Origin of the sequence: Staphylococcus sp. GDY8P198P, from assembly GCF_017891615.1 — a bacterium.
Lineage (GTDB): Bacteria > Bacillota > Bacilli > Staphylococcales > Staphylococcaceae > Staphylococcus > Staphylococcus cohnii.
In genome coordinates this window covers 501,279-526,810 of sequence record NZ_JAESJQ010000005.1, presented here as the reverse complement: position 1 = coordinate 526,810, position 25,532 = coordinate 501,279, and the positions used below count along the sequence as shown (strand labels likewise).

At 31.9% G+C, this 25,532-nt stretch carries 20 protein-coding genes; 16 read left to right on the top strand and 4 right to left on the bottom strand.

The window, feature by feature from the left end:
- Positions 1-208: 208 nt before the first annotated feature.
- From KA824_RS06910 to argB, 10 genes are all read left to right on the top strand, one after another.
- Complete coding sequence (locus tag KA824_RS06910; protein WP_103211395.1) at positions 209-1,621, top strand: MFS transporter; 1,413 nt, start codon at positions 209-211, stop codon at positions 1,619-1,621.
- Between the two features lie 346 nt (positions 1,622-1,967).
- A complete protein-coding gene (locus tag KA824_RS06905; protein ID WP_107504466.1) occupies positions 1,968-3,464 on the top strand; it encodes a flagellar basal body-associated FliL family protein in 1,497 nt (498 codons plus the stop codon).
- A 19-nt stretch (positions 3,465-3,483) separates the two neighbouring features.
- Positions 3,484-4,650: an ABC transporter permease gene (locus KA824_RS06900; protein WP_107504467.1), complete on the top strand. Its 1,167-nt coding sequence runs from the start codon at positions 3,484-3,486 to the stop codon at positions 4,648-4,650.
- On the top strand, positions 4,647-5,570 hold the full coding sequence (locus tag KA824_RS06895) for an ABC transporter permease (protein ID WP_119517843.1): 924 nt from the start codon (positions 4,647-4,649) through the stop codon (positions 5,568-5,570). Before KA824_RS06900 ends, KA824_RS06895 begins: the two co-directional genes overlap by 4 nt.
- Before the next feature lie 10 nt (positions 5,571-5,580).
- Entirely contained in the window at positions 5,581-6,246 is a 666-nt protein-coding gene (locus KA824_RS06890; protein WP_107504469.1) for an ABC transporter ATP-binding protein, read from the top strand.
- A 201-nt stretch (positions 6,247-6,447) separates the two neighbouring features.
- On the top strand, positions 6,448-7,785 hold the full coding sequence (locus KA824_RS06885) for a gluconate:H+ symporter (protein ID WP_119517842.1): 1,338 nt from the start codon (positions 6,448-6,450) through the stop codon (positions 7,783-7,785).
- A 374-nt stretch (positions 7,786-8,159) separates the two neighbouring features.
- Positions 8,160-9,359 carry an ornithine--oxo-acid transaminase gene (gene rocD, locus KA824_RS06880; RefSeq protein WP_119517900.1) on the top strand — a complete coding sequence of 400 codons (1,200 nt, stop codon included), beginning with the start codon at positions 8,160-8,162 and terminating at the stop codon, positions 9,357-9,359.
- A gap of 32 nt (positions 9,360-9,391) precedes the next feature.
- Positions 9,392-10,423 (top strand): N-acetyl-gamma-glutamyl-phosphate reductase, encoded by a 1,032-nt coding sequence (gene argC / locus KA824_RS06875; protein WP_119517901.1) that lies wholly within the window; start codon positions 9,392-9,394, stop codon positions 10,421-10,423.
- A 23-nt stretch (positions 10,424-10,446) separates the two neighbouring features.
- Entirely contained in the window at positions 10,447-11,685 is a 1,239-nt protein-coding gene (gene argJ, locus KA824_RS06870; protein WP_119517902.1) for a bifunctional glutamate N-acetyltransferase/amino-acid acetyltransferase ArgJ, read from the top strand.
- A 12-nt stretch (positions 11,686-11,697) separates the two neighbouring features.
- Positions 11,698-12,459 (top strand): acetylglutamate kinase, encoded by a 762-nt coding sequence (argB, locus tag KA824_RS06865; protein ID WP_119517903.1) that lies wholly within the window; start codon positions 11,698-11,700, stop codon positions 12,457-12,459.
- Positions 12,460-12,645: 186 nt separating this feature from the next.
- Here the strand turns inward: argB and KA824_RS06860 are convergent, their stop codons facing one another.
- Positions 12,646-13,878, bottom strand: a complete 1,233-nt coding sequence (locus tag KA824_RS06860; RefSeq protein WP_181187320.1) for an ArgE/DapE family deacylase — start codon at positions 13,876-13,878, stop codon at positions 12,646-12,648.
- 593 nt (positions 13,879-14,471) lie between these two features.
- On the opposite strand from KA824_RS06860, the gene ssuE reads away from it, so the two are divergent.
- Positions 14,472-15,011: an NADPH-dependent FMN reductase gene (gene ssuE, locus KA824_RS06855; protein ID WP_019469028.1), complete on the top strand. Its 540-nt coding sequence runs from the start codon at positions 14,472-14,474 to the stop codon at positions 15,009-15,011.
- Between the two features lie 127 nt (positions 15,012-15,138).
- Here ssuE and KA824_RS06850 read toward each other — a convergent pair whose 3' ends face one another.
- Positions 15,139-15,798 carry a hypothetical protein gene (locus KA824_RS06850; RefSeq protein ID WP_107504476.1) on the bottom strand — a complete coding sequence of 220 codons (660 nt, stop codon included), beginning with the start codon at positions 15,796-15,798 and terminating at the stop codon, positions 15,139-15,141.
- A gap of 495 nt (positions 15,799-16,293) precedes the next feature.
- On the bottom strand, positions 16,294-17,883 hold the full coding sequence (locus tag KA824_RS06845; RefSeq protein WP_119517899.1) for an L-lactate permease: 1,590 nt from the start codon (positions 17,881-17,883) through the stop codon (positions 16,294-16,296).
- A gap of 360 nt (positions 17,884-18,243) precedes the next feature.
- Between KA824_RS06845 and KA824_RS06840 the strand changes: the two genes are divergently transcribed.
- The 5 genes from KA824_RS06840 (at position 18,244) to KA824_RS06820 (ending at position 24,195) form a co-directional block, all read left to right on the top strand.
- Positions 18,244-19,500: an MFS transporter gene (locus tag KA824_RS06840; RefSeq protein WP_119517898.1), complete on the top strand. Its 1,257-nt coding sequence runs from the start codon at positions 18,244-18,246 to the stop codon at positions 19,498-19,500.
- A gap of 583 nt (positions 19,501-20,083) precedes the next feature.
- On the top strand, positions 20,084-21,115 hold the full coding sequence (gene argF, locus KA824_RS06835) for an ornithine carbamoyltransferase (protein ID WP_181187390.1): 1,032 nt from the start codon (positions 20,084-20,086) through the stop codon (positions 21,113-21,115).
- A 178-nt stretch (positions 21,116-21,293) separates the two neighbouring features.
- Positions 21,294-22,832: a PTS transporter subunit EIIC gene (locus tag KA824_RS06830; RefSeq protein WP_119517896.1), complete on the top strand. Its 1,539-nt coding sequence runs from the start codon at positions 21,294-21,296 to the stop codon at positions 22,830-22,832.
- Between the two features lie 62 nt (positions 22,833-22,894).
- Positions 22,895-23,662 (top strand): glucosamine-6-phosphate deaminase, encoded by a 768-nt coding sequence (gene nagB, locus KA824_RS06825; protein ID WP_107386028.1) that lies wholly within the window; start codon positions 22,895-22,897, stop codon positions 23,660-23,662.
- A gap of 401 nt (positions 23,663-24,063) precedes the next feature.
- A complete protein-coding gene (locus tag KA824_RS06820; RefSeq protein ID WP_019469020.1) occupies positions 24,064-24,195 on the top strand; it encodes a beta-class phenol-soluble modulin in 132 nt (43 codons plus the stop codon).
- A gap of 121 nt (positions 24,196-24,316) precedes the next feature.
- Here the strand turns inward: KA824_RS06820 and KA824_RS06815 are convergent, their stop codons facing one another.
- Positions 24,317-25,531, bottom strand: coding sequence for a NupC/NupG family nucleoside CNT transporter (locus KA824_RS06815; RefSeq protein WP_181187321.1), 1,215 nt, complete (start codon positions 25,529-25,531; stop codon positions 24,317-24,319).
- Position 25,532: the final 1 nt, after the last annotated feature.

The following is a 25,532-nucleotide window of genomic DNA, read 5'->3' as shown; positions in this document are numbered from 1 at the left end:
TGTAATCCTCCGAATTTAATGATTTTTAATCATTATACCAAACTCAGTTATTAGAAATAGTTCATTCAACAAAAGTTCATAAATCTTAAGAACGCTATATTAATAGTCATTGAGTAGGAAAATTCTGAAAATAGAGAATGAAAGTGTTTATATATACGCGTAAAGGTTATGTTATATCTATGGAAATAAATAAGGGGTGTTTTTATTTGTGAAGTTTAAAAAAGAAAAAGTGAATCATGTAGATTCTAATCAAGCTAAAAAAGGTGTAGTAGCAACGGGGATAGGTAACGCAATCGAATGGTTTGATTTTGGATTGTATGCACAATTGGCAGTAGTTATCAGTGCGAATTTCTTTGGTAATTTACCACAAGAAATGCAAATTGTGTCAACCTTTGCCGTCTTTGCTTTTGCATTTATTGTAAGACCAATTGGAGGAATATTTTTTAGTCATTTGGGAGATAAATATGGTAGAAAAATCGTTTTATCTACAACCATTTTATTGATGGCTGCCTCTACATTAATGCTAGGTTTGTTACCAACGCAAGAACAAATTGGAATTTGGGCACCAATACTCTTATTAGTAGTTCGAATGATTCAATCATTCTCCACTGGTGGTGAATATGCAGGAGCAATGACTTATATTGCTGAAACATCTCCAGATAAAACAAGAGGTAAATTAGGTAGCGGACTTGAAGTAGGAACACTTGCAGGGAATATATTAGCTGCAATACTTGCTGGTACAATGTATAGTTTGTTGAATGACCAACAGATGGCTGAATGGGGATGGAGAATTCCATTTATCATAGCAGCACCATTAGGTATTGTAGGTATTATACTTCGTTCAAGTCTTGACGAAAGTCCAGCCTATGAGTCTACACTAGAAGAACAAAAAGAATTAGAATATTCATATTTAGATATCTTTAAATATTACTGGAAAGATGTTGTTGTTTGTTTTACTGGTGTAGCTTTCTTAAATGTAGCTAATTACATGGTATTGTCATATATGCCTTCGTTCTTGAATACGACGATTAATTTAGGTGGAACGATGGGCTCAATATTAAGTACGATTACCATGTTACTCATGATACCAGCCGTATTTTTCTTCGGATGGTATAGTGATAAAATTGGAAATAAACGGACGATTATATTTGGTTTAGTAGGCTTTAGTTTATTCTCAGTGTTAGCTTTTTGGTTAATGAGTATCCCAATGTTGCCTTTAGTAGTCTTAGGTTTATTTATTATTGCACTATTTATGTCAACATTTGAAGGTGTTATGCCTTCAGTGTTACCAAGTATGTTCCATACTAAAGTTAGATTGCGTACACTGTCGCTTGTATATAATATAGGTGCTGCTATTTTTGGTGGTCTAACACCATTTATCCTTTCTACACTAGTAGAAACAACCGGCCAACAAATTGCACCTTCCTACTATTTAATGTTTATAAATATAGTTGGACTAATTATCTTTGTAACAATGTTCAAATCAACATCTAATAAATCTTTAAGAGGATCATATCCTAATGTAGAATCACAGGAAGATTACGAAGACGTGATTCAAAATCCAAAAGATGCATTATGGTGGGAAAAAGAAGTTAAACATGAAAAAAATAGCACAACATAGAGTGACTGAAATCACAATTTTTCAATTATACATTTTAAAATTTAGAGCTTAAGATTGAGCCTCAAAGATTGCTGATGAAAGTAATCTTTGAGGCTCATTTTATTCTCATATTGTAATTCGTTGGTTATGAATATATTACAAATTAAGAGAAGATGTAAAAATATCAATTATATATGTATTGTGTGCACAATTGATTGGATGTAATGATATATTACATTTATTAAAAATGTTTAGTAATTAATTTAAAGCGCAAGTAAAAAATAAAAGAAAAATCAAATAAATAAATTATTATTAAGCCTTTTGTGGTATTATTAAAACAATCAAAGTTAATGGGAGGTTGAAGGGTATGTCTAAAACAGTAAAAATTATTATCTCAGTTGTAATTGGTGTGCTTTTAATTGCCGGTATTGGGGGCGCCGCTTATTACTTTATTACCAAAAATACACCTAAAAACACATATTTATTGAGCGAAAAGGAAACAGCTAACCAATTTCAAGAATATGCTAAGGATCGATTTGAAAATGAATTTAAATTTCAAGATAAAATGAAAGATGAATCATATTTAATCGATTTAAAAGCAAATGCTGATGTTCCAAAAAGTTTATTAGAATCATCAGGTATTCCTAAATCTGTCGCGGATGCTTCTGAAATAGGATTGACAGTGGGACACGATCCTAAAAAAGAAAAATCAGTTTTAGCTTTAAATCCAACGATAGCTGACAATGAAATTGGGAAGTTTCAATGGGCAGCAGACAAAGATAATCAATATTATGCATCACCATTGTTTAATGATATTTACAAAGCTAAAAATGACGAACTTGTAGACGTTTATGAAAAAATAACTGGAGATACATCAAGCACAACAGGTAAAGAGAGTGTATTGACAAATGATACATTAAACTTAAACTCATTATTATCAGGGTCTCAAATTTCACAAAAAGATATAGAAAAAATAAGTAGTAAATATACAGATGTTGTCATAGATAAATTAGACAAAGATAATTTTGAAAAAGAAAATGCTACGATTGATGTAGATGGTGATGAAAAAGATGTTAAGAAAGTAACTTTGAAACTTAGCAAAGGTGAAACAAAAGCAATCGTGAAATCAGTTTTGGAAAAAGCTAAGAAAGATAAAGATATTAAAAAAATTGCAGAAGATCAATTCAAAACAGAAGATTATGAAGATAAAATTGATGAAGCTATACAAGAAGTGAAAGATCAAGATAAAAATGATTTTCCAAGTATTAAATCTGTGATTTGGGAAGAAGATAATCTGATTTTAAAACGTGAATTAACTGCTAAAGATAAAAATGATTCAGAGGTAAAATTAGCAGGAACGAATCAAATTGATGATGACAAATTAGCTATGAATTATAAAATTACTGCAGATGATACTGAGCTATCATTGAAAGGTAAATCAACAAAAGACGATGATAAATATAAAGATAATTATACTATTGGAGCTAATGAAAGTTACAAGAAATCTACGATAAAACTATCAAACAATGAAACTCAAGATGGTGACAAACGTACAGATAAAGGTAAAGTGAGCGTCGATGCAAATTATCGCAAAACTGAATTTGAATATCATAATAATTTAGAAACCGACGTGAAAAATAATACGCAAAAACAAGATTTCAAATTAACTACAGACGTTCAATATCAACCAGTAACATTTAATATCAAAGGTGAGACAAAACTTAAAGACGATATTAAATTTGAAAAATCAGGTGCTAAAGATTTAAATGAATTGTCCGATAGTGATTTAAAAAAATTACAAAAGGAAATTTCTAAAAAAACAGAAGGTATCGTTAAAGATTTAGCAAAAGATTTTAAAAAATAACTAAAAGGAGAGTGGTAAAATGAAAACATTACAATTGTTTCGCATTTACCACTCTTTTTTATTAAAAAAATGGCATTTACTACTATACTTATTAATTATAGTTGTAGGGTTATTTGCTACTTTAATAGTGATTCAACAATTAAATCAAGATAATGAGAAATTTAGAATTGGTGTTGTTGATAAAGATCAGTCTCCAGAAACGCAAATCATATTGAAATCACTAGGTGACGGTGCCAATTTGGGGAAGGATATTAGCATAAAAAAGTATAATCAAAAAGTAGCTGAAAAAAAGTTAGAAAATAAAACTTTAGAGGGTTATTATGTTTTTGAAAAAGGTATGACACATGATTTTTATAAAAATGGAAGTTTGCCCATTTCAGTACATACATATGATAAACAATCTACAAAAAGTCTAGTTATTAATCAGTTAACAGATTCAGTATATCAAAGACTCATGCTATCGATGGGTGGCGGTCTAAGTTATACAACATTGTCATCACATAATGATAAAGATCATACATTGATGTTATTAACAGATCTATTGTTTACGGGACTAAACCGTACTGGTGCATTTGATTATGAACCTATACATATATATGACAGTGTAAGTTATTATGTAATCACGACTTATTTAGCGTCTATTTATATTTTCGCTTTGTCATTATTTACCATTTTAAAAATGAACCAAACGACGGCGTTGTGGTCAAGGTTAAGCATGCATCATTTTTCTTTTGAAAAATTAACGTTGATTAGAAGTATATTCACGCTATTTTATACAGGATTATGGACATTTTTCGGTGCGCTTTGGTTGATTAAATCCATACCTAATCAATTTGAAAGTTATAATTGGTTAACGATTGTAATTCAACTTAGTTACTATGTCTTGATGATTATTATTTGGTTAACCATTATTGATTTAATTGCTTTTAAATGGATGAACTATGCACTAAAAATTATATTGAGTACATTGATTATTGTATTATCAGGGATGACGATACCAACAATTTATTTTAAACATTCTATTTTGGGTATGGTTGATTACTTACCGTTTAGTTTTGTAACAAATCAAATGCTAGAAATTGTATTGAATAATTATATTTTAGATGTACCAATAACTTTTTATAGTAGTCTATTTATATCAATTTTTATCTTAGTCTTGATAGTGATTGGGAGGTATCGCTCATGATTCAACCCTATTTCTTCATAGTTGTTAAAAAACAGTGGAAACAACATTTAGCCTTTATCTGTATCTTATTAATCTCTTTAATTGCTATATGGGGTGTATATAAAACGCTAAATAAATCATTTCAAATTCCTGTGGCAGTTCAAGATTTAGATCAATCAGAAGCTTCAAAAAGCTTAATCAAAAGCATCACAAGTAACGAATACATTACTAAAATCGAAGTGCCAGCAGAAGAAACATATTTGGATGAATATATAGAAAGAAAAGAAGCGATTGTAAGTTTACAAATACCGAAAAATTACAGTCAACAGTTACATGACAATCGTTTGAAAGAAACCATTTTATTGTATGGAAGAGATGATTTTATTGGTGATATTACTTTAGAAATTATAAGTATGTCATTATATGAACAACAGATACCTAACATCGTTAAAAGTCATCTAGATGATAATGGTGATCGTACATCCTTGACTAGAGTGAATAAAATATTGGATGACAAGACACCTCAATCGCAAATTGCACATTATTTTGTGAAGTCACATTCAGAAACTTCTATATCATTGAGTGTTATTTTTGCGATATTGTTGTGTATCAGTAGTGTGCAAATTATTTTGCACCAAAGATTAAAACAGAACGGTCCGTTGATTAGAATTTTTTTAGTACAATTTAGTCAGTTAAGATTGTATGTTACATACATACTTATACATGCAATTTTGTTGCTAATGACATTAATTATAAGCGCATTATTGTTTCATCAGTCACTATCATGGATATTTTATTTAAAATCACTTTTCATCATTGTATTATTTGAAGCAGGTGTTGCGTATCTATTATTTAAAATTAACACACTGAGTCATAGGTTATTTATGACGTTTATATATGCGCTTGTCATGAGTGTGATTTATGTCTTTATACAAATTTAGGAGTGATGGGATGATAGCATTAAAACATGTGCAGAAGAAATATCATAATAAAACAATTTTTCAATCTCTAAATATGAAGTTAGAAAATCAACAATTAACTGTGCTATTAGGTGAAAATGGTGCTGGCAAATCGACATTATTAAGAATGCTTTCGGGGTTAGAAAAACCCGATCAAGGTGAAATTACGTACTTTGGGAAAAAGTTATCTAAAAAACAATTACAAGCAATGATTGGATATGTACCACAAGATATTGCGTTATTTGAGCATATGACTGTCGCAGAAAACATCAATTGTTTTAAAGCTTTATGTAAAAACGCAATATCGGACGCGCTAATTACAAAATATATGGAACAATTAAATATTGATGATTTGGACATTACTGTTTCTCGTCTATCTGGAGGAACGAAACGTAAAGTAAATGTATTAATTGGTTTATTGAACAACCCACAAGTTCTCATATTAGACGAACCTACGGTAGGTATAGATTTGAAATCAAGGTTTGATATTCATAATTTACTCAATCAAATGAAGCGAAATTGTTTGATTATATTAACAACACATCATTTAGATGAGGTAGAGGCACTGGCTGATTGTATTAAAGTCATAGGTGTCGATCCTTTTTATAAAAAAGTATTATCAGATAAACAATGGCAATTTGAAAGTTATCAGAATTAACTTTAGTTTCAAGATAATTTGACCATTCACTCCTAAAAAGCACGCGCAAGGTAAAATTCAACCATTTGCTTTGCAAGTGCTTCTTAATTTTTATGAAGCTTAAACCCTCAAAATAACAACGTTGTTATTTTAAAATAAAAGGTGTATAATATATGTTTATGAATACGTTTTCATAAAATTGGTTTGACTGGGGGACTTAAATTGTCATTTGTGAGTGAGCATTTACCGATAATATCACTTATTATTGGCGTAGCGTTATTATTATTCTTAAATATTAAATTAAAGGTTAACAGTATTTTTTCTTTGATTTTTGCAGCTATTGCTGTTGGCTTATTGAACGGTATGAAGCCGATGGTAATATTAGATACAATTAAAGAAGGATTAGGTTCAACGTTAGGTAGTCTCGCGCTTATTATTGGATTTGGTGCAATTTTAGGTAAGTTAATGGTCGACTCAGGCGCGGCTCAGCGAATAGCTACTACGTTAATTAATAAATTTGGTGCAAAGCATGTACATTGGGCATTGATTATTATTGGCGCTGTCTTTGGTATTTCTGTATTTTATGAAGTAGCCTTTATGATTTTAGCCCCTTTAGTGATCAGTATTGCGGTTGAAGCTAAAATACCATTTATGAAATTAGCTATTACTATGGTTGCCGCAACGACACTTTCTCATAGTTTATTTCCACCTCAAGCAGGTCCAACTGCATTGGTAGATGCTTATCATGCTGATATGGGAATGGTATACATTTTAGGAATGATTGTCTTTATTCCTGGCGTGATAATTGCAGGTATTCTTTTGCCAAAAATGATGAAAAATTTAAATTATCCTGTGCCACCATTGTTACAGAAAAATAAAGAATTTAGTGAAAGTGAAATGCCTAGTTTTGGAATGAGTTTATTAATACCATTAATTCCTGCTATTTTAATTTCACTTTCAACAATATTAAGTATGTTTATAACTAAAGACACTTTATGGCATGAAATTGTATCATTTTTTGGGAGTGCAGAAATTAGTCTTATAATCGCAATTCTTACATCAATTGTTGTCTTTGGATTAAGAAAAGGTAAAAAGATGGATGAATTGATGAAATCTTTTGAAAGTGGGTTGAAAGGTGTAGCAACGATTATATTTATTGTTGGTGCTGGTGGTGCATTTAAAGAAATCATTTTAAAAGCAAATGTAGGTGATTATATTGCGGGAATAATGCAAAATACAAATATTTCACCACTTATCATGGCGTGGTTAATTACAGCACTTATTCGTATTGCTACAGGACAAGGCGTGGTGTCGGCAATAACTGCAGCTGGAATTGTAGGGCCATTAATTCCTACATTTAATGTTAATCCAGTATTGATGGTTTTAGCAACTGCTGCTGGTAGTAACACGATTACGCATGTGAATGATGCATCATTTTGGTTATTTAAAGAATATTTTAATATAACGATTAAAGATACATTTAAAACTTGGGGGCTTTTATTATTTACATCTTCTATTGTTGGTTTGGTCATTGTATTAATCATGGATTTGTTTATGTAAAGTAACAATAGTATGAGCGGAATAAAAAATGGTGATTTTTCCGCTCTATACCCCTTTGTTAGTTATTTAATGTGGCATTTCACTTAAATATATCCTTTACCGCAATTGTTAAAACGACTAAATGTATAATTTGAATGATAGGTACGAATATTATCTTAAATATTAAATGATGATATGCAAATTGTATACAATGATTTATGTGCATCTATTGAATTTTTATAATTTTGATAGATGCTTTTTTGGTTGTTTTAAAGCCTTTAAATATATTTTTATAAAAAATTATTTAAATAAACCTTTGACTTATTATATTTAAAAGTGTAATATTCATGAATATTAATACAAATATTAGAATAATAATAAGGTTGGTGTATTTAATGAATGAGTTATTCGAATTAACAGATCAATATAGTTCAAATAATTATAGTCCTTTGAAATTAGCATTAGCCAAAGGTAAAGGTGCGCAAGTATGGGATGTTGAAGGTAAGCGATATATTGATTGTATAGCAGGATTTTCAGTAGTGAATCAAGGACATTGTCATCCGAAAATTATAGAAGCATTTCAAGCACAAAGCGAGCAAATAACTATGGTATCACGTGCCTTATATAGTAATAACTTAGGACAATGGGAAGAAAAAATTTGTAAGTTAGCAAATAAAGACAAAGTACTACCTATGAATACTGGGACTGAAGCTGTGGAAACAGCAATTAAAATTGCACGAAAATGGGGCTCAGATGTCAAAGGTATTAAAGAAAATGAAAGTGAAATCATTGCTATGAAAGGTAACTTTCATGGTCGTACATTAGGGTCTTTATCTTTATCTGCCCAAGATAATTACAAAGAAGGGTTTGGCCCATTGCTAGATAATATTAATTATATAGAATTTGGAGATATTGAACATTTGAAAGTATTGATTAATGATAATACATCGGCCATTATTTTAGAACCGATTCAAGGTGAAGGCGGCGTGAATATTCCTCCAAACTATTTTATTCAAGAAGTGCGTAATTTATGTAATCAACATAATATTTTATTCATTGCCGATGAAATACAGGTTGGACTAGGTAGGACAGGCAAGATGTTTGCTATGGAATGGGAAGGTGTAGAGCCCGATATTTATTTACTCGGTAAATCATTGGGCGGCGGACTTTACCCTATTTCAGCTATCTTAGCAAATGAAACAATCATGAATGTCTTAACACCCGGCACACATGGTTCTACATTTGGCGGTAATCCACTTGCATGTGCAGTATCGATGGCAGCCATAGATGTTTTGCTAGACGAAAACTTAATTGAACGTTCCGCTGAATTAGGCCAAACATTGCTGAACCATTTACAACTTATTGATAGTCCAATCATTGATGATGTCAGAGGGAGAGGGTTATTTATCGGTATTGAATTAACAGAACAAGCGCAGCCCTATTGCTTGGAAATGATAGAAAAAGGTGTGTTGTGTAAAGAAACACAAGGCAATGTAATTAGAATTGCACCACCGTTAGTTATTAATGAAGATGAGATTAACCAAATTGCTGAAGTGATTAAAGAAGTGCTTGAAAAAAATAAAATAGCACATTAAAAATTCCGAATATTCAGAAAGGTATGAATCAGATGATAACAGTTGGAATAGTAGGCGGAAGCGGTTATGGTGCGGTAGAACTTATACGTTTATTACAACATCATCCTAACGTCGTAATTAAATATGTATTTTCACATTCTAAGATTGATGAACCAATCAGTAAAACATTTCCGCATTTAAACCATATCGCACTTAATTATACTGAATTAAATGAACAAGCGACGTCTTGTGATGTTATATTTTTTGCAACACCTTCCAATGTCAGCAAACATTTAGCACCAAATTTAATTAATAAAGGTATTAAAGTGATTGATTTGTCAGGGGATTTTAGGTTGACGGATAGAAATCTATATCAAACATTTTATGGTGAAGCAGCTGCAGAACAAGCACTTTTAGATAAGGCGCTTTATAGTATTGCAGAGTGGAGTGAAATAGATCCACAACGCACAAATTTGATAGCAAATCCTGGTTGTTTTCCTACTTCTATTTTATTAGCTTTACATCCTCTGATTGCTCAAAATGTAATCGATATTCAATCAATTATTATTGATTCAAAAACGGGTGTTTCAGGAGCAGGCCGTTCATTAGCACAACATGTGCATTACGCTGAAATGAATGAAAATTTTAGTGCTTATGCAATTGGAAACCACAAACATAAACCAGAGATAGAACAGTATATATCTAAAATTGCAGGAACAAAGTGTAATGTGATGTTTACGCCGCATTTAGTACCGATGACAAGAGGTATTTTATCTACAATTTATGTGAAGTTAAACGAATATACGACAGCTGAGCATTTACATGCTATTTATAAAAATGATTATGGACAGAAACCATTTATAAGAATTAGAGACTTAGGAGAATACCCTAAAACAAAAGAAGTGTATGGTAGTAATTTTTGCGATATAGGTCTATATGTAGATGAAAAAAATCAAAGAGCTGTCATCGTATCAGTGATAGATAATTTAGTTAAAGGTGCTAGTGGTCAAGCAATCCAAAATTTAAATTTACTTTATGGTTTAGATGAGGCAACTGGTTTGAATCAGTTACCAATTTATCCTTAATAAGATCCGAAAGGAGAGATGAGATGAAAGATATTGAAACAATAGATACACTCAATCAAATTACTGTAGATATTAATGGTGATGTAGGATCACCATTGGGCTTTATAGCTGGTGGTTTTCATGCTGGTTTAAGAAGAAAGAAAAAAGATTTTGGTTGGATTTATTCTACGACAGAAGCAACTGCAGCAGGTGTATATACCCTTAATCGTTTCAAAGCGGCACCTCTTAAAGTAACTGAAGATAGTATCAGCATCAATCAAACATTGCAGGCAGTTGTAGTTAATTCAGCAAATGCGAATTCATGCACTGGAGATAGAGGTATACAAGATGCGAAAGATACGCAAAGTTGGGTAGCTGAACGATTAAACATAGAACCACATCATGTTGGTATTGCTTCGACAGGGGTTATTGGTTCGTTTTTACCTATGGATAAAATAAAACATGGCGTCGATCATGTTTTACAAGATTCGTTTAATCAGAGTGAATATTTTAATCAATCGATTTTAACGACAGATACGACCACGAAACATTTGTCTGTAAAAGTAGACATAGATAATCAAACAGTGACAATTGGTGGCACTGCAAAAGGATCTGGAATGATACATCCTAACATGGCGACTATGCTAGGTTTTATAACGACAGATGCAAAAGTTGATAGTAAGGCATTGAATCAATGTTTAAGTCAAACTACAGATCACTCTTTTAATATGATAACCGTTGATGGTGATTCTAGTACGAATGACATGGTCTTATGTATGGCAAATGGTCAAGCTAATCATCATTCGTTAGATGAAAATCATCCTGAGTGGCAAAAATTTGTTTATGCTATCAATTATGTTGCACGTTATTTGGCTCAGTCGATTGCAAAAGATGGTGAAGGCGCTACAAAATTGGTGACAGCTAAGGTTAAAGGTGCAATAGATATTCATGAGGCTAGAAAAATGGCGAAAAGCATTGTTTCATCTAACTTAGTTAAAACAGCAATTCATGGTGAAGATGCAAATTTTGGAAGAATTGTAACAGCGATGGGCTACGCATCAAAATATATAGACCCTAATGCAACCAATGTGAAATTATGCCAAGTTTCTGTGGTTAAACAAGGCATGTCGGTGGCATTTGATGAAGCTTATTTAAAACAACAATTGGAAGCAGATAACATCGTTATAGAGGCTACTGTAGGTGATGGAGAAGGAGAAGCTACCGCTTATGGTTGTGACTTATCATATGAATACGTGCGCATAAATGCGTCGTATAGAACTTAAGAGGTGTTTGATATGGATTACATTGTAATTAAAATAGGTGGAAGCACTTTGACGGATATGCATGATTCTACAATTGAAGATATTGTTGCATTAAAAAATCAAGGTTATAATCCAATAATCGTCCATGGAGGAGGCCCTTTTATAAATCAATCTTTGGAATTACAAAAAGTAGAATCAAAATTTAAAAATGGTTTGAGAGTTACTACTGACGATGTGCTTTCTGTTACGACTCAAACATTAATTGGACAAGTGAATCCTAGTTTAGTCAATAAAATCAATCAATTTGGTGTTCAAAGTATTGGTATGAATGGCATAGATGCTCAATTATTTGATGTTAAACCGTTAGATCTAAAATATGGTTTTGTTGGCGAACCTATTCATATAGATACAAGTGTTATCGCAACTTTAACTCAATCTTTTCTACCAGTCATCGCATCTATAGGTGCTAATCAGACGACGTCTCAAGTATATAATGTTAACGCCGATACATTGGCATACAAACTTGCGCAAGCTTTACAGGCACCAATTTATTTATTGAGCGATATTCCGGGCGTTTTAATCAACGAAAAAGTACAACCGTCACTGAATGCGAAAAACATCGAAACATATATTGAACAAAAATTAATATATGGTGGAATGATACCTAAAGTACAAGACGCTGTAAAAGCAATAGAAATGGGATGCCAAAAAGTGGTTATTGCTGCAGGGAATGAAGCACATATTATTCAAAAACTGCAACATGGCCATAATGTAGGCACTACAATCCGTAAATAATATTTACCATGAGTGGCATATACACAATTTTTTAAAAGTGAAGCTTTTGTCCCACTCAGACAAGGATGAAGTTTTAAAAGTAAGTTTACAGATCTGACATCTCGTGCCCTATATATAAAAAAGCCCAGACATTTACTATGTTCTGAGCTTTTTTATATAGCTAAAGATTATTTAATTAAATCAAAACTAAAGATTTTTAGAATAAGTTGTTAAAAGTTCACTGTAAAAATCAATGAATTTTAAATACATATCTTTTTCTACACATTCATCAATTTGATGTGGTTTAATACCAGGGCCAAATACTAAGAATGGGAAACTTTCATCTTTATTTTTTAATAAGTTTGAAGCATCTGTAACGCCACCGATTGGAGAGGCAATAAAGTCCTTATCAAATAGAGATTTAGCTATAGTCTGAGCGGTATTAATTAAGCTATTATCACCAGTAGTAAGTACTGGATCTAGGTCTAAATATAAGTTGCTTGATAAATTTGCGCCTTTATCATTATGACTTTTAATTGTGTTTGAGAATAATGCTTTTACTTGTGCGTTATCATATTCTGGAATTGTACGAATATTAAAATCTGCATCAGCCTTTTCAGGGACAGAGTTAACTTGTACCCCACCTTTAATTAAAGTATTACTTATAACTAAACCTTGCAGTGCAGATTCTACATCTTCAAGTGCTGTTGTTGCAGGCAATGAAGGTTTAATTCTATCAATAAATTTTGTGAAATCTAACGCTTTTCCTTGTACTTCTTTGGAAATTCTAGCATAAGCGTCATCGATATCTTGTATAAATGAAATCAATGGTTTTATCGCATTTATGCCCATTACCGGCATAGAGCTGTGTGCTGATTTACCATAGGAAGTTATACGATAGTCCATAGAACCTTTATGTGCGTATACCATGATATCTTGGCAAGGTTCTGCTATAAGTAATGCATCAACGTCGTCCATATAGCCATGTTCATATAAAGTTTGGGAACCAAGTTGTTCCATTTCTTCACCACTAGTTGCTAAAAATCTAATACGACCATGTTGCAGTGCTTGAGATTGTTTAATATCAATAAGTGCAATTGCTAACGCAGCAAGTCCAGATTTCATATCTGCTGCACCACGGCCATATAAAAATCCATCATCCTCAGTAAGTGAAAATGGATCGTATGTCCATTGAGATTTATTACCCGCAGAAACCACGTCCATGTGACCTGAGATACCAATTACTGGATTTCCTTCACCTATTTCAGCAATAAGATTAGCACGTCGTTCATCAATTTTTTGGATTTTTGATTCAATCCCATAATTCGAAAATAATTGCTCTAAATAATTACAAACTTCAATCTCGTTATCATTTACTGTTTCAATTGCAACAATATCTGATAGGATTTGTACTTTTTCTTTATTAGAAAATGTACTCATTGTGTATCACTCCTTTGTATGACTAAATTAAGTATACATCTAGAAAAAATGATTTTTAAAGCGAAACGATTTTTAAAAAAAGAATATAACAAAATTATTTATATTGTAAAATCTTTAATAATGAAAACAAAATAAACTGTACTTGTACGATTACACATTTCGACGTGTGATATTGAAAATTAAGTATGTGTTAGGAATATAAGTAATACATCAATTGGAAAGTTAAATGTCATAACAATTTGTGAAGCAATGGTAGAAGCGGTAATTTATAAATGGATTTAGGTAATTCAACATATAGCTTTGAATAAAACATCAGTATTTCCATGGAAATGCATAATCAATGTTATAAATTAAATGTATACATTTATTGTGGCATTAATGAATGTATTATTGAATATAAACCGAAAGGAATGCAAAATAATTATTGTAATATTTCAAATCATTTTCTATGATTTTACCCGTATTTGATGATACGCTAAAGAAGTGGAATTTGGTTCCAAATTATTTTGTTTTTTCATATATTTTTTAAATAGTTAAGAATGAAAATGACAGTTATATATATGAAAATTTTATATAGAAAGGGGATAATCATATTGGCAAAAGTAGCAATTATTGCTGGCGGCAATAAACTTAAATCAAGACTCACAGGTATTATAGATTATGCGGAATCATATTTGAATGCTGAGGGCATCGAAACAAATGTCATTCATGTACATCAATTAGATGCTGAGGCTTTAATTACTGCAGATTTCTCTAATGAATCAATAAATACTACGCATAAAACGATAGAAGATGCAGATGGTATTATTATAGTATCTCCAGTATTTAAAGCAGCTTACTCAGGTATCGTAAAAACATATTTAGACTTATTACCACGTGGAGCATTTACTGGTAAAACAGTACTACCATTAGCTTTAGGTGGCACATTTGCGCATGTATTGGCAATCCAATACAGTCTTGATCCAGTGATCAAAGAACTAGGTGCAGATACAATTCATAAAGGTAGATTTATATTAGATAAGCACATCACACAAAACGAAGATGGTAGCTATGGTTATGATCAAGAAGCGAAAGATGGCTTAAATAAAACTTTAAAGAAATTTGTCAGCGACAAATCACAAGTTAAAGAATAAATGTATTTGGAATACGGATTATATCAAAAGTTACGATAAACGTAGTATCAACCATAATATAACAGTAATAAAAAAATAAGCACACAGTATCAAAACTTGTAAATTGATATTGTGTGCTTATTATTTTTTATAGTTCATTTAAATGCCACTGAGCTTGGTTATCTAAGGTTAACTTAAATTCATTTGTTTGAATGCACATGGGATGGGCTTCAGAAAATTGATCAGAGAATAGCCATTTATTATCTTCCGGCGTCAGTAAAATAAAACTGTCATCATAATGATCGCCGATAAAATTTAAATCATCTGGTACAAATGTTTGATTTTCATATGTATTTAAATGATACTTTGATAATGCTTCAAAGACTTCCGTCGTTTCATTACAAACGAACCCAATCTCACTAATTCTTGAAAATTCAGGGTCATCCGTAATATTAGAAATGCGTGCAATGAGTTCAACGACATTCCCTGATGGATCTTGAAAGTAAAATGAATGTGCAACAAAAGATTCGAAATAAGTCGTATGTTTACCATCTTCCATCAATAAAAATAATATATTTTGATAATGCTGTTTCATGTCATAAAAATGGTTGTATGGAATGTCAATTGCAAAGTGGTAAAATGGTTGGACATCATCGTCTGTTTGTTGAAAACACAAATGAGTCTCTCCAATTTCAACTGTAAAAGCTTCCCGACTAATCATACGAACAGGACATTCTAAAATTTCTTCATAAAATTGGAATGTCTCTTCAAACTCTGAAGTGAATAATTTAATGTTTTCAATTTTCATAAACGAACCCCACCCAATCCTCATTTTTAACATATAAATATAAGAAATAATTTACTTGTACTTTATCAAAATAATAATCAATATGATAATAATAAGAATTTTATATGAAATAATACGCTTTAAGTAACAATAAAGCCTATTTTCAGAAGCCATTTAACGCTATCTACTACAACTTAATTTTTTAGAAATATATACTGCAGTACATATTTCGCTTATGTTTGTTATAGGATTTGTCTACGATTATAAACATTTTCTTATTATTAACACTTTAAGAGCTGCAAACTAAATAAAGTTAAACTAGAAATGGTATTTGATATGTGTATATAGTAATATAGCGATTGATAAAATTTCATAAAAAGAAAAGGCTGAGACAATTCAACTTGTCTCAGCCTTTTTTGTCAGAGTAGGATGACAAAATGGTTTTAAATCAATTAGATTTCAATATTTCACTCTGATTTGTTAGTTCAAGATGTTTGTATATCAGACTTGCTTATACTAAGTGAATAATAATGAGATAATATAAGCACTAATACCAACTAAAATACAATACAGAAGTGCAGGTCCTAATGTTTTTCTTATGACACTACCTTCTTTGCCTGGCATATTAACCACTGCACACACTGCTACTACATTGTGCACACAAATCATATTACCAGCAGCTGCGCCAATGATTTGTGCAGCTAATACAATAAATGGATCTCCACCAATAGAGTTGGCGATATTTAATTGAATAGGCGAGAAGGTCAACGTTGAAACAGTTGCACTACCTGTAATAAATGAGCCTAAAGCACCTAAGAATGGTGCAACAAATAGCCAAATAGGACCTAAAGTGTTGGCCATATTTTTGGCGATGTATTCTGGCATACTAATTAAATCATGTGCATTCATACCAGAGTTAATAAAAACATGCACCATAGCGAGCGTAGCAATAAGTGTAATACCAGTGATTTTTATTGTGGATAGAGACGTTAAACTTGCATTACCAAAATCCTTAATAGATTTTCTTTGAACTATAATTGCGAAAACTGCAGATAATAATAAAATCGTCCCAGGTGAATAAAGAAATTGCCATTCAGATGATATTTCAGAGAAATTCAAAATATTATTCCAAGAAAAATCAAGGACATGTGTTGTGAAGTATTCAATACTTGGCACGGTTCTCGTTAATAGAAGTAAGATAACAACCATTACATAAGGTGCCCAAGCAGTTAGTAAACTCATAGAATGTTCCGTACTATCTGCTTCGTATGTGTCATCTAAGCCATCTCTCCACACTGTTTTAGGTAATAGCCACCCCTTACTTGCAGTTAAGACTGCTACTACAAGTCCAGTTAATGATCCTAATATAGCGACAAATTCTGCACCGAATACATGTGCATATACAAAGGCAGACACGGCATATACAATACCTATTAAAGCTAGCCACGGTAAAATTTCAATAATAGATTTTAGTTTCTTGTTTTTTCCAAAGAAAATCACCATTGTAGCGATTACGATAATAGGTATGAAAATACCACTTAATAAATCTAATACAGTTATTTGTTCAGCTGTAGACTGGAAAAAAGATTGATTTGCTTCTCTTAAAGTACTCAATCCAACAATAACTGGTGTACCTACAGCTCCGAAAGACACGGCAATACTGTCGGCAATTAAAGCTGTAACAACAGCAATCATAGGTCTAAAACCTAAAGCAACCATTAAAGGTGCCGTAACCATTGCTGGTGTACCAAAACCTGAAGCACCTTCAATAAGTGAACCAAATAAGAAAGCGACAATAATTACTTGGACACGCATATCTGGTGAAATTTTTTTGAATCCTGCATTTATACGGTTTACGGCACCTGTCTGACGTAATGTATTAAGTAAAACGAGTGCCCCGAATAAAATGTAAAGTATCGTTAATGTTTTATGTGTACCTTGAAGTATTGAAGCAATAACGACATTACCTTGCATCCCCCATACAAATATCCCTAAGATTGTAACAACGATAGCGCTAATAATCATTCCTTTTAAAGCAGACATACGTAAGAGTACGAGAAATAAAAAAGGTACGATTACTGCACTGAAAGCAACTAATAACATCATTTTATATAAAACTCCCTCATAAAAATTTAATAATCATCTAGTCATATGATGTTTAAATAATTTTCATTGTAAACGTTTACAAATAAATTTTCAATCATGTATAAAAAATATATTTTTAATTTTAAAAAATTAAGTGTTATGCAAATATTCTTTCTTTAACTTTAACAGCCTATATTTATTGATTTTATTCATTTATGTCTTAAAACGAAAATAAACGAAAATAAATTTGCGTTATTAGAAAAAATATAATAATATAATGATAATATTTGAAAGCGTTTACAAAACGATAGTCACAAAAATTGGAAGAAAATATTTAAATCAATTCTAATATTAACGATTGATTTATAAGGGGTGCGTAATATGAGTGATAAATTAACTAAAATGGGCATGCCTCCAACGTTATTTTGGGGATATGTTGGTGTATTAATATTTATGATGGGGGATGGTCTGGAGTTAGCATGGATTAGTCCTTATTTACATGATCATGGTCTGTCCGTACAACAAACAGCGATTTTGACAACGTGCTATGGTGTGACGATAGCCATTGGTTCTTGGTTATCAGGTGTCTTGGTAGAAATTATTGGTCCAAGAAAAGTAATGCTGTTAGGGACTGGGTTATATATCATAGGTCATGCAATATTCGTTGGTTTGGCAATTCCAACGATGAATTACAATATCATGATTCCTTCTTATGCAATAAGAGGTTTTGGCTATCCGTTATTTGCTTATTCTTTTTTGGTTTGGGTTGCTTATCGCTCTCCGCAAAAACGTTTAGGAGCTGCAGTAGGATGGTTTTGGTTTGTGTTTACAGGAGGGCTTAGTGTTCTAGGATCATTTTATTCTTCATTTGCGATTCAGTTATTTGGACATTTCTTTACATTATGGACTGCGATCATTTGGGTGTTAATAGGAACATTTTTAGCAGTGTTTGTAAATAGAGATCAGTTTATTATTGAAGAAAAAGGCCACGGCTTTAAAGAACACTTTAGTGAGGTGCTTGCAGGTTTAACGATACTAAAAAGAGAACCGCGTGTTGCAGTGGCATGTGTTGTTAGAGTCATTAACCAAGCAGCGCAGTATGCTTTTCCATTATTCTTGCCGATTTATTTAGCTTCCAAAGGTATTGCAACTACAACTTGGTTAAATATTTGGGGGACAATTTTTATTGCTAATATTATTTTCAATCTAATTTTTGGTGCGTTGAGTGATAAAATTGGCTGGAAAAATACAATTTCCTATATTGGTGGTGTGGGATGCGCGATATTTACGTTAGGGTTGTATTTTGTCCCTGAATTATTTACAGGTAATGTCTTTATTGTCGGTGCTGTAGGATTTTTATGGGGAATGTGTTTAGCAGGCTTTGTCCCTATTTCTGCGCTTGTTCCTTCATTAGTTCATGATGGAGATAAAGGGCCTGCAATGGCAATTTTAAATTTAGGAGCTGGACTTTGTGTATTTGCAGGACCAGGATTAGTGGCATTGTTTTATGACAGTATTGGTGTGAAAGGCATGATGTACTTAATTTTTGGATTATATGTTGCTAGTGCAATCATGACACGTTTTTTAAAAACCCCAGAAGAAAGAGAACGTAGGAAAACTGAAAATTTTGCATCATAGCTTAAATAATCTATATAGAAGCTATGAAAAAGTAAGTACTTGGTTTAGTGCATGATATACCTAATAGTATGAATTTGAAATTAGTAAATAATAAAAAACGGGCATACAGTTTCAAAATGATGGATTTTGATATTGTATGCCTATTTTTATTCATTTTTAAAGGATGATTATGCAATGATTTTGAGATGATGTGGGATAAAGGGAATTATTTTTCTTGGAAACCACCAGAAACAAAATGAGCAGCAATTTGCTTAATAGTGGCAAATAGTAAATCTAACATATATATTCACCTCCAATGAGCTAGCGATTACATCATTAATTTACTATATATCATTAAAATATAGTGTAAGAAAGCACAACTTAGTTAAATGATTGCCACGTTGTTTATTGTCAGAAATTTTGCTTGCTTAACCGTTGCAAATAAGGTCGTGATTGTATATAAATATGTTTTCAAAGTAGCTTACACGTTGTTGATTTTATAAAATATTTAAAAATATACAAAAAAAGGTATATTTATACTTGAAAATAACTCTATTTAAGTTTAATATGTATATAAATCTTATAAAAATATTGGAGTGATGAAATTGGGGCGTACACAACAGATTTAAAAAAACTAGCATTGTTAAAAGGTAAGAGCTTTTTGAAAACGAGTGACTTTACTGCAGATGAACTAGTAACATTGATTGACTTTACCGGAGAATTAAAAGAAAAGAAAAAGCGTGGTATTCCACACCCTTATCTTAAAGGTAAGAATATTGCTTTATTATTTGAAAAACCATCTACAAGAACACGTTCAGCATTTAGCGTAGCAGCTAATGATTTAGGTGCATTTCCAGATTATTTTGGTCAAGGTGAAATTCACTTAGGTGTCAAAGAATCAACAGAGGATACGGCAAAAGTATTAGGTAGTATGTATGATGGTATTGAATTTAGAGGTTTTTATCAAAAAGATGTAGAAAGTATAGCGCAACATGCCAAAGTTCCAGTATGGAATGGTTTAACAAACGAATGGCATCCTACTCAAATGATTGCAGACTTTTATACATTAAAAGAACACCTAGGTACATTACAAGGTAAGACACTGACTTATGTCGGTGATGCAAGAAATAATGTGGCGCATGATTTATTAGTTACCGGTGCAATATTAGGTATGAATATCCATATTGCAGCCCCTCAATCGCTACAGCCTGATCAAGATATTCAGCAACTCGCTAAAAATTATGCAACACAATCTCATAGTAATATTTTAATTACTGATAATATTCAACAAGCAGTTTATAAAACAGATGCAATATATACAGATGTTTGGTTTTCAATGGGAGAAGATGAATCAGTTCAAACACAGCGTATTGAAAAATTACTTCCATATCAAATTAATGAAGCTATGCTTGTCAATACAATGAATCCGGATGTTATTGTATTACATTGTTTGCCAGCTTTTCATGATGTGCATACAAAAGTGGGACAACAAATTTATAAGACCCATGGATTAACTGAAATGGAGATAACAGATGATGTATTTAAAGGTGAACATGCTGTTATATTTGAACAAGCGGAAAATAGATTACATTCAATCAAAGCAATTATGGCTGGAACATTAGGAGATATTTTTTAGCGTCATATCATAATTGAATAAATATAGAACTTCACAAAGTAAAGTGACTTTGTGAGGTTTTTTGTATTTAAAATAAAAATAGTTATCTATTTTATGAAAAAGTTTTTCATAATGGTAATTTATATTGATTAATATTTTCTTTGATTGTATATTTATGGTAATTAGGAGGTTGATGACTATGAGTAAGTTGTTTGAAAAGGCGCAACAATTTGGTAAATCATTTATGTTGCCTATCGCTATATTACCAGCAGCTGGATTATTGTTGGGAATCGGTGGCGCATTAAGTAATCCGAATACAATTAAAGCATATCCTGTGTTGGATATTACTTTATTACAGAATATATTTGTCCTTATGTCATCTGCAGGTAATATTGTATTTCAAAATTTACCAGTAATTTTTGCTATAGGTGTTGCTATAGGATTAGCTAGAAGTGATAAAGGTACTGCAGGATTAGCAGCAATGCTAGGATTCCTGATTATGAACGCTTCGATGAATGGGTTGTTGATCATTACAGATACGTTAGCAAAAGGCAATTTGGCAGAAGAAGGACAAAGTATGGTTCTTGGAATTCAAACAGTAGAAACGGGCGTGTTTGGGGGAATTATAACAGGTGTTATGACAGCGCTCTTACATAATAAATATCACAAGATATCACTTCCGTCGTATTTAGGATTCTTTGGAGGATCTCGTTTTGTGCCAATTATTACAGCAATCTCTGCAATCATACTCGGGGTTATCATGTTCTTTGTTTGGCCTACAGTGCAAGGATGGATATTTGGCGTTGGAGGTATCGTAGATAAAACGGGTGTCATTGGTACTTTTTTCTTTGGATTTATATTAAGACTGTTGGGACCATTTGGTTTACATCACATTTTCTATTTACCGTTTTGGCAAACTGCATTAGGTGGCTCATTAGAAGTCAAAGGTCATCTTGTTCAAGGTACTCAAAATATTTTCTTTGCTCAACTAGGTGATCCAGATGTAACGAAATACTATTCAGGTGTTTCGCGTTATATGTCAGGGCGATTTATTACAATGATGTTTGGCCTATGTGGTGCAGCTTTAGCAATTTATCATACTGCTAAACCGCAACATAAAAAAGTCGTTGGCGGTTTAATGTTATCGGCTGCTTTAACTTCATTTTTAACAGGTATTACAGAACCGCTAGAGTTCAGCTTTTTATTTGTTGCACCTGTTTTATATGTGATACATGCATTTTTAGATGGTTTAGCTTTTATGATGGCGGACATATTTAATATTACGATAGGTCAAACATTCAGTGGTGGATTTATAGACTTTTTATTATTCGGCGTTTTGCAAGGTAATGCTAAGACAAATTTTTTATGGGTGATACCAATTGGCATCCTTTGGTTTATTTTATATTATGTTATTTTTAGATTTTTAATTAACAAATTCAATTTTAAAACACCTGGTAGAGAAGCGGAAGCAACTACAGAAACCGTTGAAACGACAGAACGGGCTAAAACAATCATCAAGGGTTTAGGCGGTAAAGAAAATATAGATATTGTCGATTGTTGTGCTACAAGACTAAGAGTGACGTTAAAGTCGGATGAACCTGTCAATAAACAAGTGCTTAATTCTACCGAAGCTAGAGGTATTATTCAGAAAGGTAATGGTGTACAAATTGTTTATGGGCCACATGTTACAACGATAAAAAATGAAGTAGAAGAATTGCTAGAAAGCGAGCAAGTGTAATTTATAAAATATTCAATTTATCATTAAACAAAAGTAATATGTAGAAAGTGATTGGTGAGTATATGTATATTTTGAATTTGGAGAATCGACAACTTGCAAGTCAATATGTTGCGATTGAACTGTTAAAACAAATGAAATTAAAACCGGATTCAGTATTGGGGCTTGCTACAGGAAATACTATGACAGATGTTTACAAGTATTTAAAAATATTAATCAATAATAATAATTTGCAACTAGATCAAATAGTGACATTTAATTTGGATGAATATGTGGGTTTAAGCGCAGACAATGATCAAAGTTATCATGCATATATGTACCAACAGTTATTTAAACATCATCAAACGTGGCATAAAGAAAATATATTTATACCACAAGGAGATACCGATAATTTAGAACAAGAATGCTTAATGTATGAACAATATTTAAAAGATAAAAGCCCTGCAGATATACAAATTTTAGGTATAGGTGAAAACGGCCATATAGGATTTAATGAGCCTGGTTCGTCGTTTGAAAGTGTCACAAGAGTTGTAGATTTATCTTCTTCAACGATTAATGCAAATAGTCGTTATTTTGATTCAATAGAAGATGTTCCTAAGCAAGCAATTTCTATGGGACTGGCATCCATTATGCGTGCGAAACGTATTATTTTGTTAGCGATGGGCAGAAATAAAAAAGAAGCCATTTCACAATTAATAGAGGGGGATATATCTGAAGCATTACCAGCATCTATATTACATCAACATCCTCATGTTGATGTAATTGTAGATAATGAAGTATTCGAAGCTTTAGATCAAGATCAAGTTCAGCGATTAGAAAGGCATTTGTCATAAAGATATTTGAATACGTTGTGTTTTGGCGAGACGCTTGAGGTAACAGGGCAAGCTGAAGACTATAGACTGAAACTGTCCCTTAAGAAAGAGAGCCAACAATACGAAGTATTGAATAAAAAAAGAAGCACTCAGATGAATTGAATTAAATCATCTGAGTGCTATTTTTCTAGGATTTATGTCTCAGACTCATCATTTCTGTCGTTATAAAAATAATATAAAACTTTATCACTGAATGACAACTAGGAAACATTAATTGTAAAAATTAAGTATTGTAATAACACTTAGGTATAAAAAACTACAAATTAAGAAATATTTACAACAATATTAATATTTTTTATTATAATTTAGTTAAAGGTAATCAACCTTTAACAAATAATATATCGAGGAATGAGGTGTGTTAAATGTCTGATTTCGTAAACGCAATCAGTGAAGCTGTAAAAGCAGGTTTAAGTGCTGACTGGGTGACAATGGGAACTAGCATTGCGGACGCATTAGCTAAAGGCGCTGACTTCATCTTAGGTTTTTTTAACTAATAAATATTGAAAGAGGCTGAGACAAATTGAATTGTCTCAGCCTTTTATTATTTAATTACTGGAATGGACGACGAAATCATTTTAAGTGAATTTGATTTCAGTACATACTCTTTTTAAAATACTATAATACTAAACCAACTATTGATGCTGAAATAATTGAAGCAAGTGTAGAACCTAGCAGCAAGCGTAGGGCAAACGAAGCCACCTTATTACCTTGTGCATCACTAAATCCTTTGATAGCACCAACGATAATGCCTACAGTACCAAAATTAGCAAAACTAACAAGATAGACAGAAATGATACCTTGTGTACGTTGTGTTAAATCTCCAGCTAATTTTTGGAAGTCTAACATAGCAACAAATTCATTAGTGATTAATTTAGTTGCCATCAGTGATCCAGCTTGAACTGCTTCGTTCCAAGGTACACCTATAATAAAAGCAATCGGTGCAAAAATAAAGCCGATTAATTGTTTGAAATCTAAACCAACAAAATTAAATAACACTGTGACTGCTTCCATCAAAGAGATAAATGCAAGTAACATAATGGCGACACTTACGGCAATTTTAAAACCATCCGTAGCACTATCACCAATCATTTGGAAAAATGGAACCTTTTTCGGCTTTGTTTCATCACTATTTGAATTGCTTTTAACTGTGGATGAGTTGGAAATCTCAACATCACTATCATCTGATTGATATGGATTGATGACACTTGCGATAATTAATGCACTGAAAATATTGAGCATAACGGCAGTAACAACATATTTAGGTTCAATCATTTGCATATATGAACCTAACATAGCCATACTGACTGCACTCATACCAGAAGTGGTAATTGTATATAGTTTCTCTTTAGATAATTTAGGAATCATTTCTTTAATAGTTAAATAAACTTCTGGCTGTCCTAACATCGACGTTGAGATTGCAAAGTAACTTTCGAGACGGCCCATACGTGTGATTTTATTGATAATAATACCAACATATTTAATGATAAACGGAAGAATTTTAAAATAGTTTAATACACCGATTAGTACTGAAATAAATACTAAAGGTAGTAACACTGTAATAAAGAAAGTTGAAGCACCTTTGTTTTGTAAACCGCCGAAGACAAACTCGATACCAGCTTTACTAATATTGATTAATTCTTCAAAAAATGAACCTAGTGTTGTTAATATCGTTAAACCAATAGTCGTATTCATCATGAATAATACAATGACGATTTGAACGATTAACATAATTACTGTTTTTTTGAAATCAATCGCCTTTCTGTTATAGCTAAATAAAAAAGCGATGAATAACGCAAAAAGTATACCAGTAATGGCAAATATGATTGACATA

Bases quoted from the DNA above. Each gene is read 5' to 3' on its own strand.
- KA824_RS06815 (WP_181187321.1), bottom strand. From the start codon at position 25,531: ATGTCAATCATATTTGCCATTACTGGTATACTTTTTGCGTTATTCATC.
- nagB (WP_107386028.1), top strand. From the start codon at position 22,895: ATGTATATTTTGAATTTGGAGAATCGACAACTTGCAAGTCAATATGTT.
- KA824_RS06890 (WP_107504469.1), top strand. From the start codon at position 5,581: ATGATAGCATTAAAACATGTGCAGAAGAAATATCATAATAAAACAATT.
- KA824_RS06860 (WP_181187320.1), bottom strand. From the start codon at position 13,878: ATGAGTACATTTTCTAATAAAGAAAAAGTACAAATCCTATCAGATATT.
- KA824_RS06820 (WP_019469020.1), top strand. From the start codon at position 24,064: ATGTCTGATTTCGTAAACGCAATCAGTGAAGCTGTAAAAGCAGGTTTA.
- KA824_RS06845 (WP_119517899.1), bottom strand. From the start codon at position 17,883: ATGATGTTATTAGTTGCTTTCAGTGCAGTAATCGTACCTTTTTTATTT.
- KA824_RS06900 (WP_107504467.1), top strand. From the start codon at position 3,484: ATGAAAACATTACAATTGTTTCGCATTTACCACTCTTTTTTATTAAAA.
- KA824_RS06895 (WP_119517843.1), top strand. From the start codon at position 4,647: ATGATTCAACCCTATTTCTTCATAGTTGTTAAAAAACAGTGGAAACAA.
- argJ (WP_119517902.1), top strand. From the start codon at position 10,447: ATGAAAGATATTGAAACAATAGATACACTCAATCAAATTACTGTAGAT.
- KA824_RS06905 (WP_107504466.1), top strand. From the start codon at position 1,968: ATGTCTAAAACAGTAAAAATTATTATCTCAGTTGTAATTGGTGTGCTT.
- KA824_RS06850 (WP_107504476.1), bottom strand. From the start codon at position 15,798: ATGAAAATTGAAAACATTAAATTATTCACTTCAGAGTTTGAAGAGACA.
- KA824_RS06830 (WP_119517896.1), top strand. From the start codon at position 21,294: ATGAGTAAGTTGTTTGAAAAGGCGCAACAATTTGGTAAATCATTTATG.
- argB (WP_119517903.1), top strand. From the start codon at position 11,698: ATGGATTACATTGTAATTAAAATAGGTGGAAGCACTTTGACGGATATG.
- KA824_RS06840 (WP_119517898.1), top strand. From the start codon at position 18,244: ATGAGTGATAAATTAACTAAAATGGGCATGCCTCCAACGTTATTTTGG.
- argC (WP_119517901.1), top strand. From the start codon at position 9,392: ATGATAACAGTTGGAATAGTAGGCGGAAGCGGTTATGGTGCGGTAGAA.
- rocD (WP_119517900.1), top strand. From the start codon at position 8,160: ATGAATGAGTTATTCGAATTAACAGATCAATATAGTTCAAATAATTAT.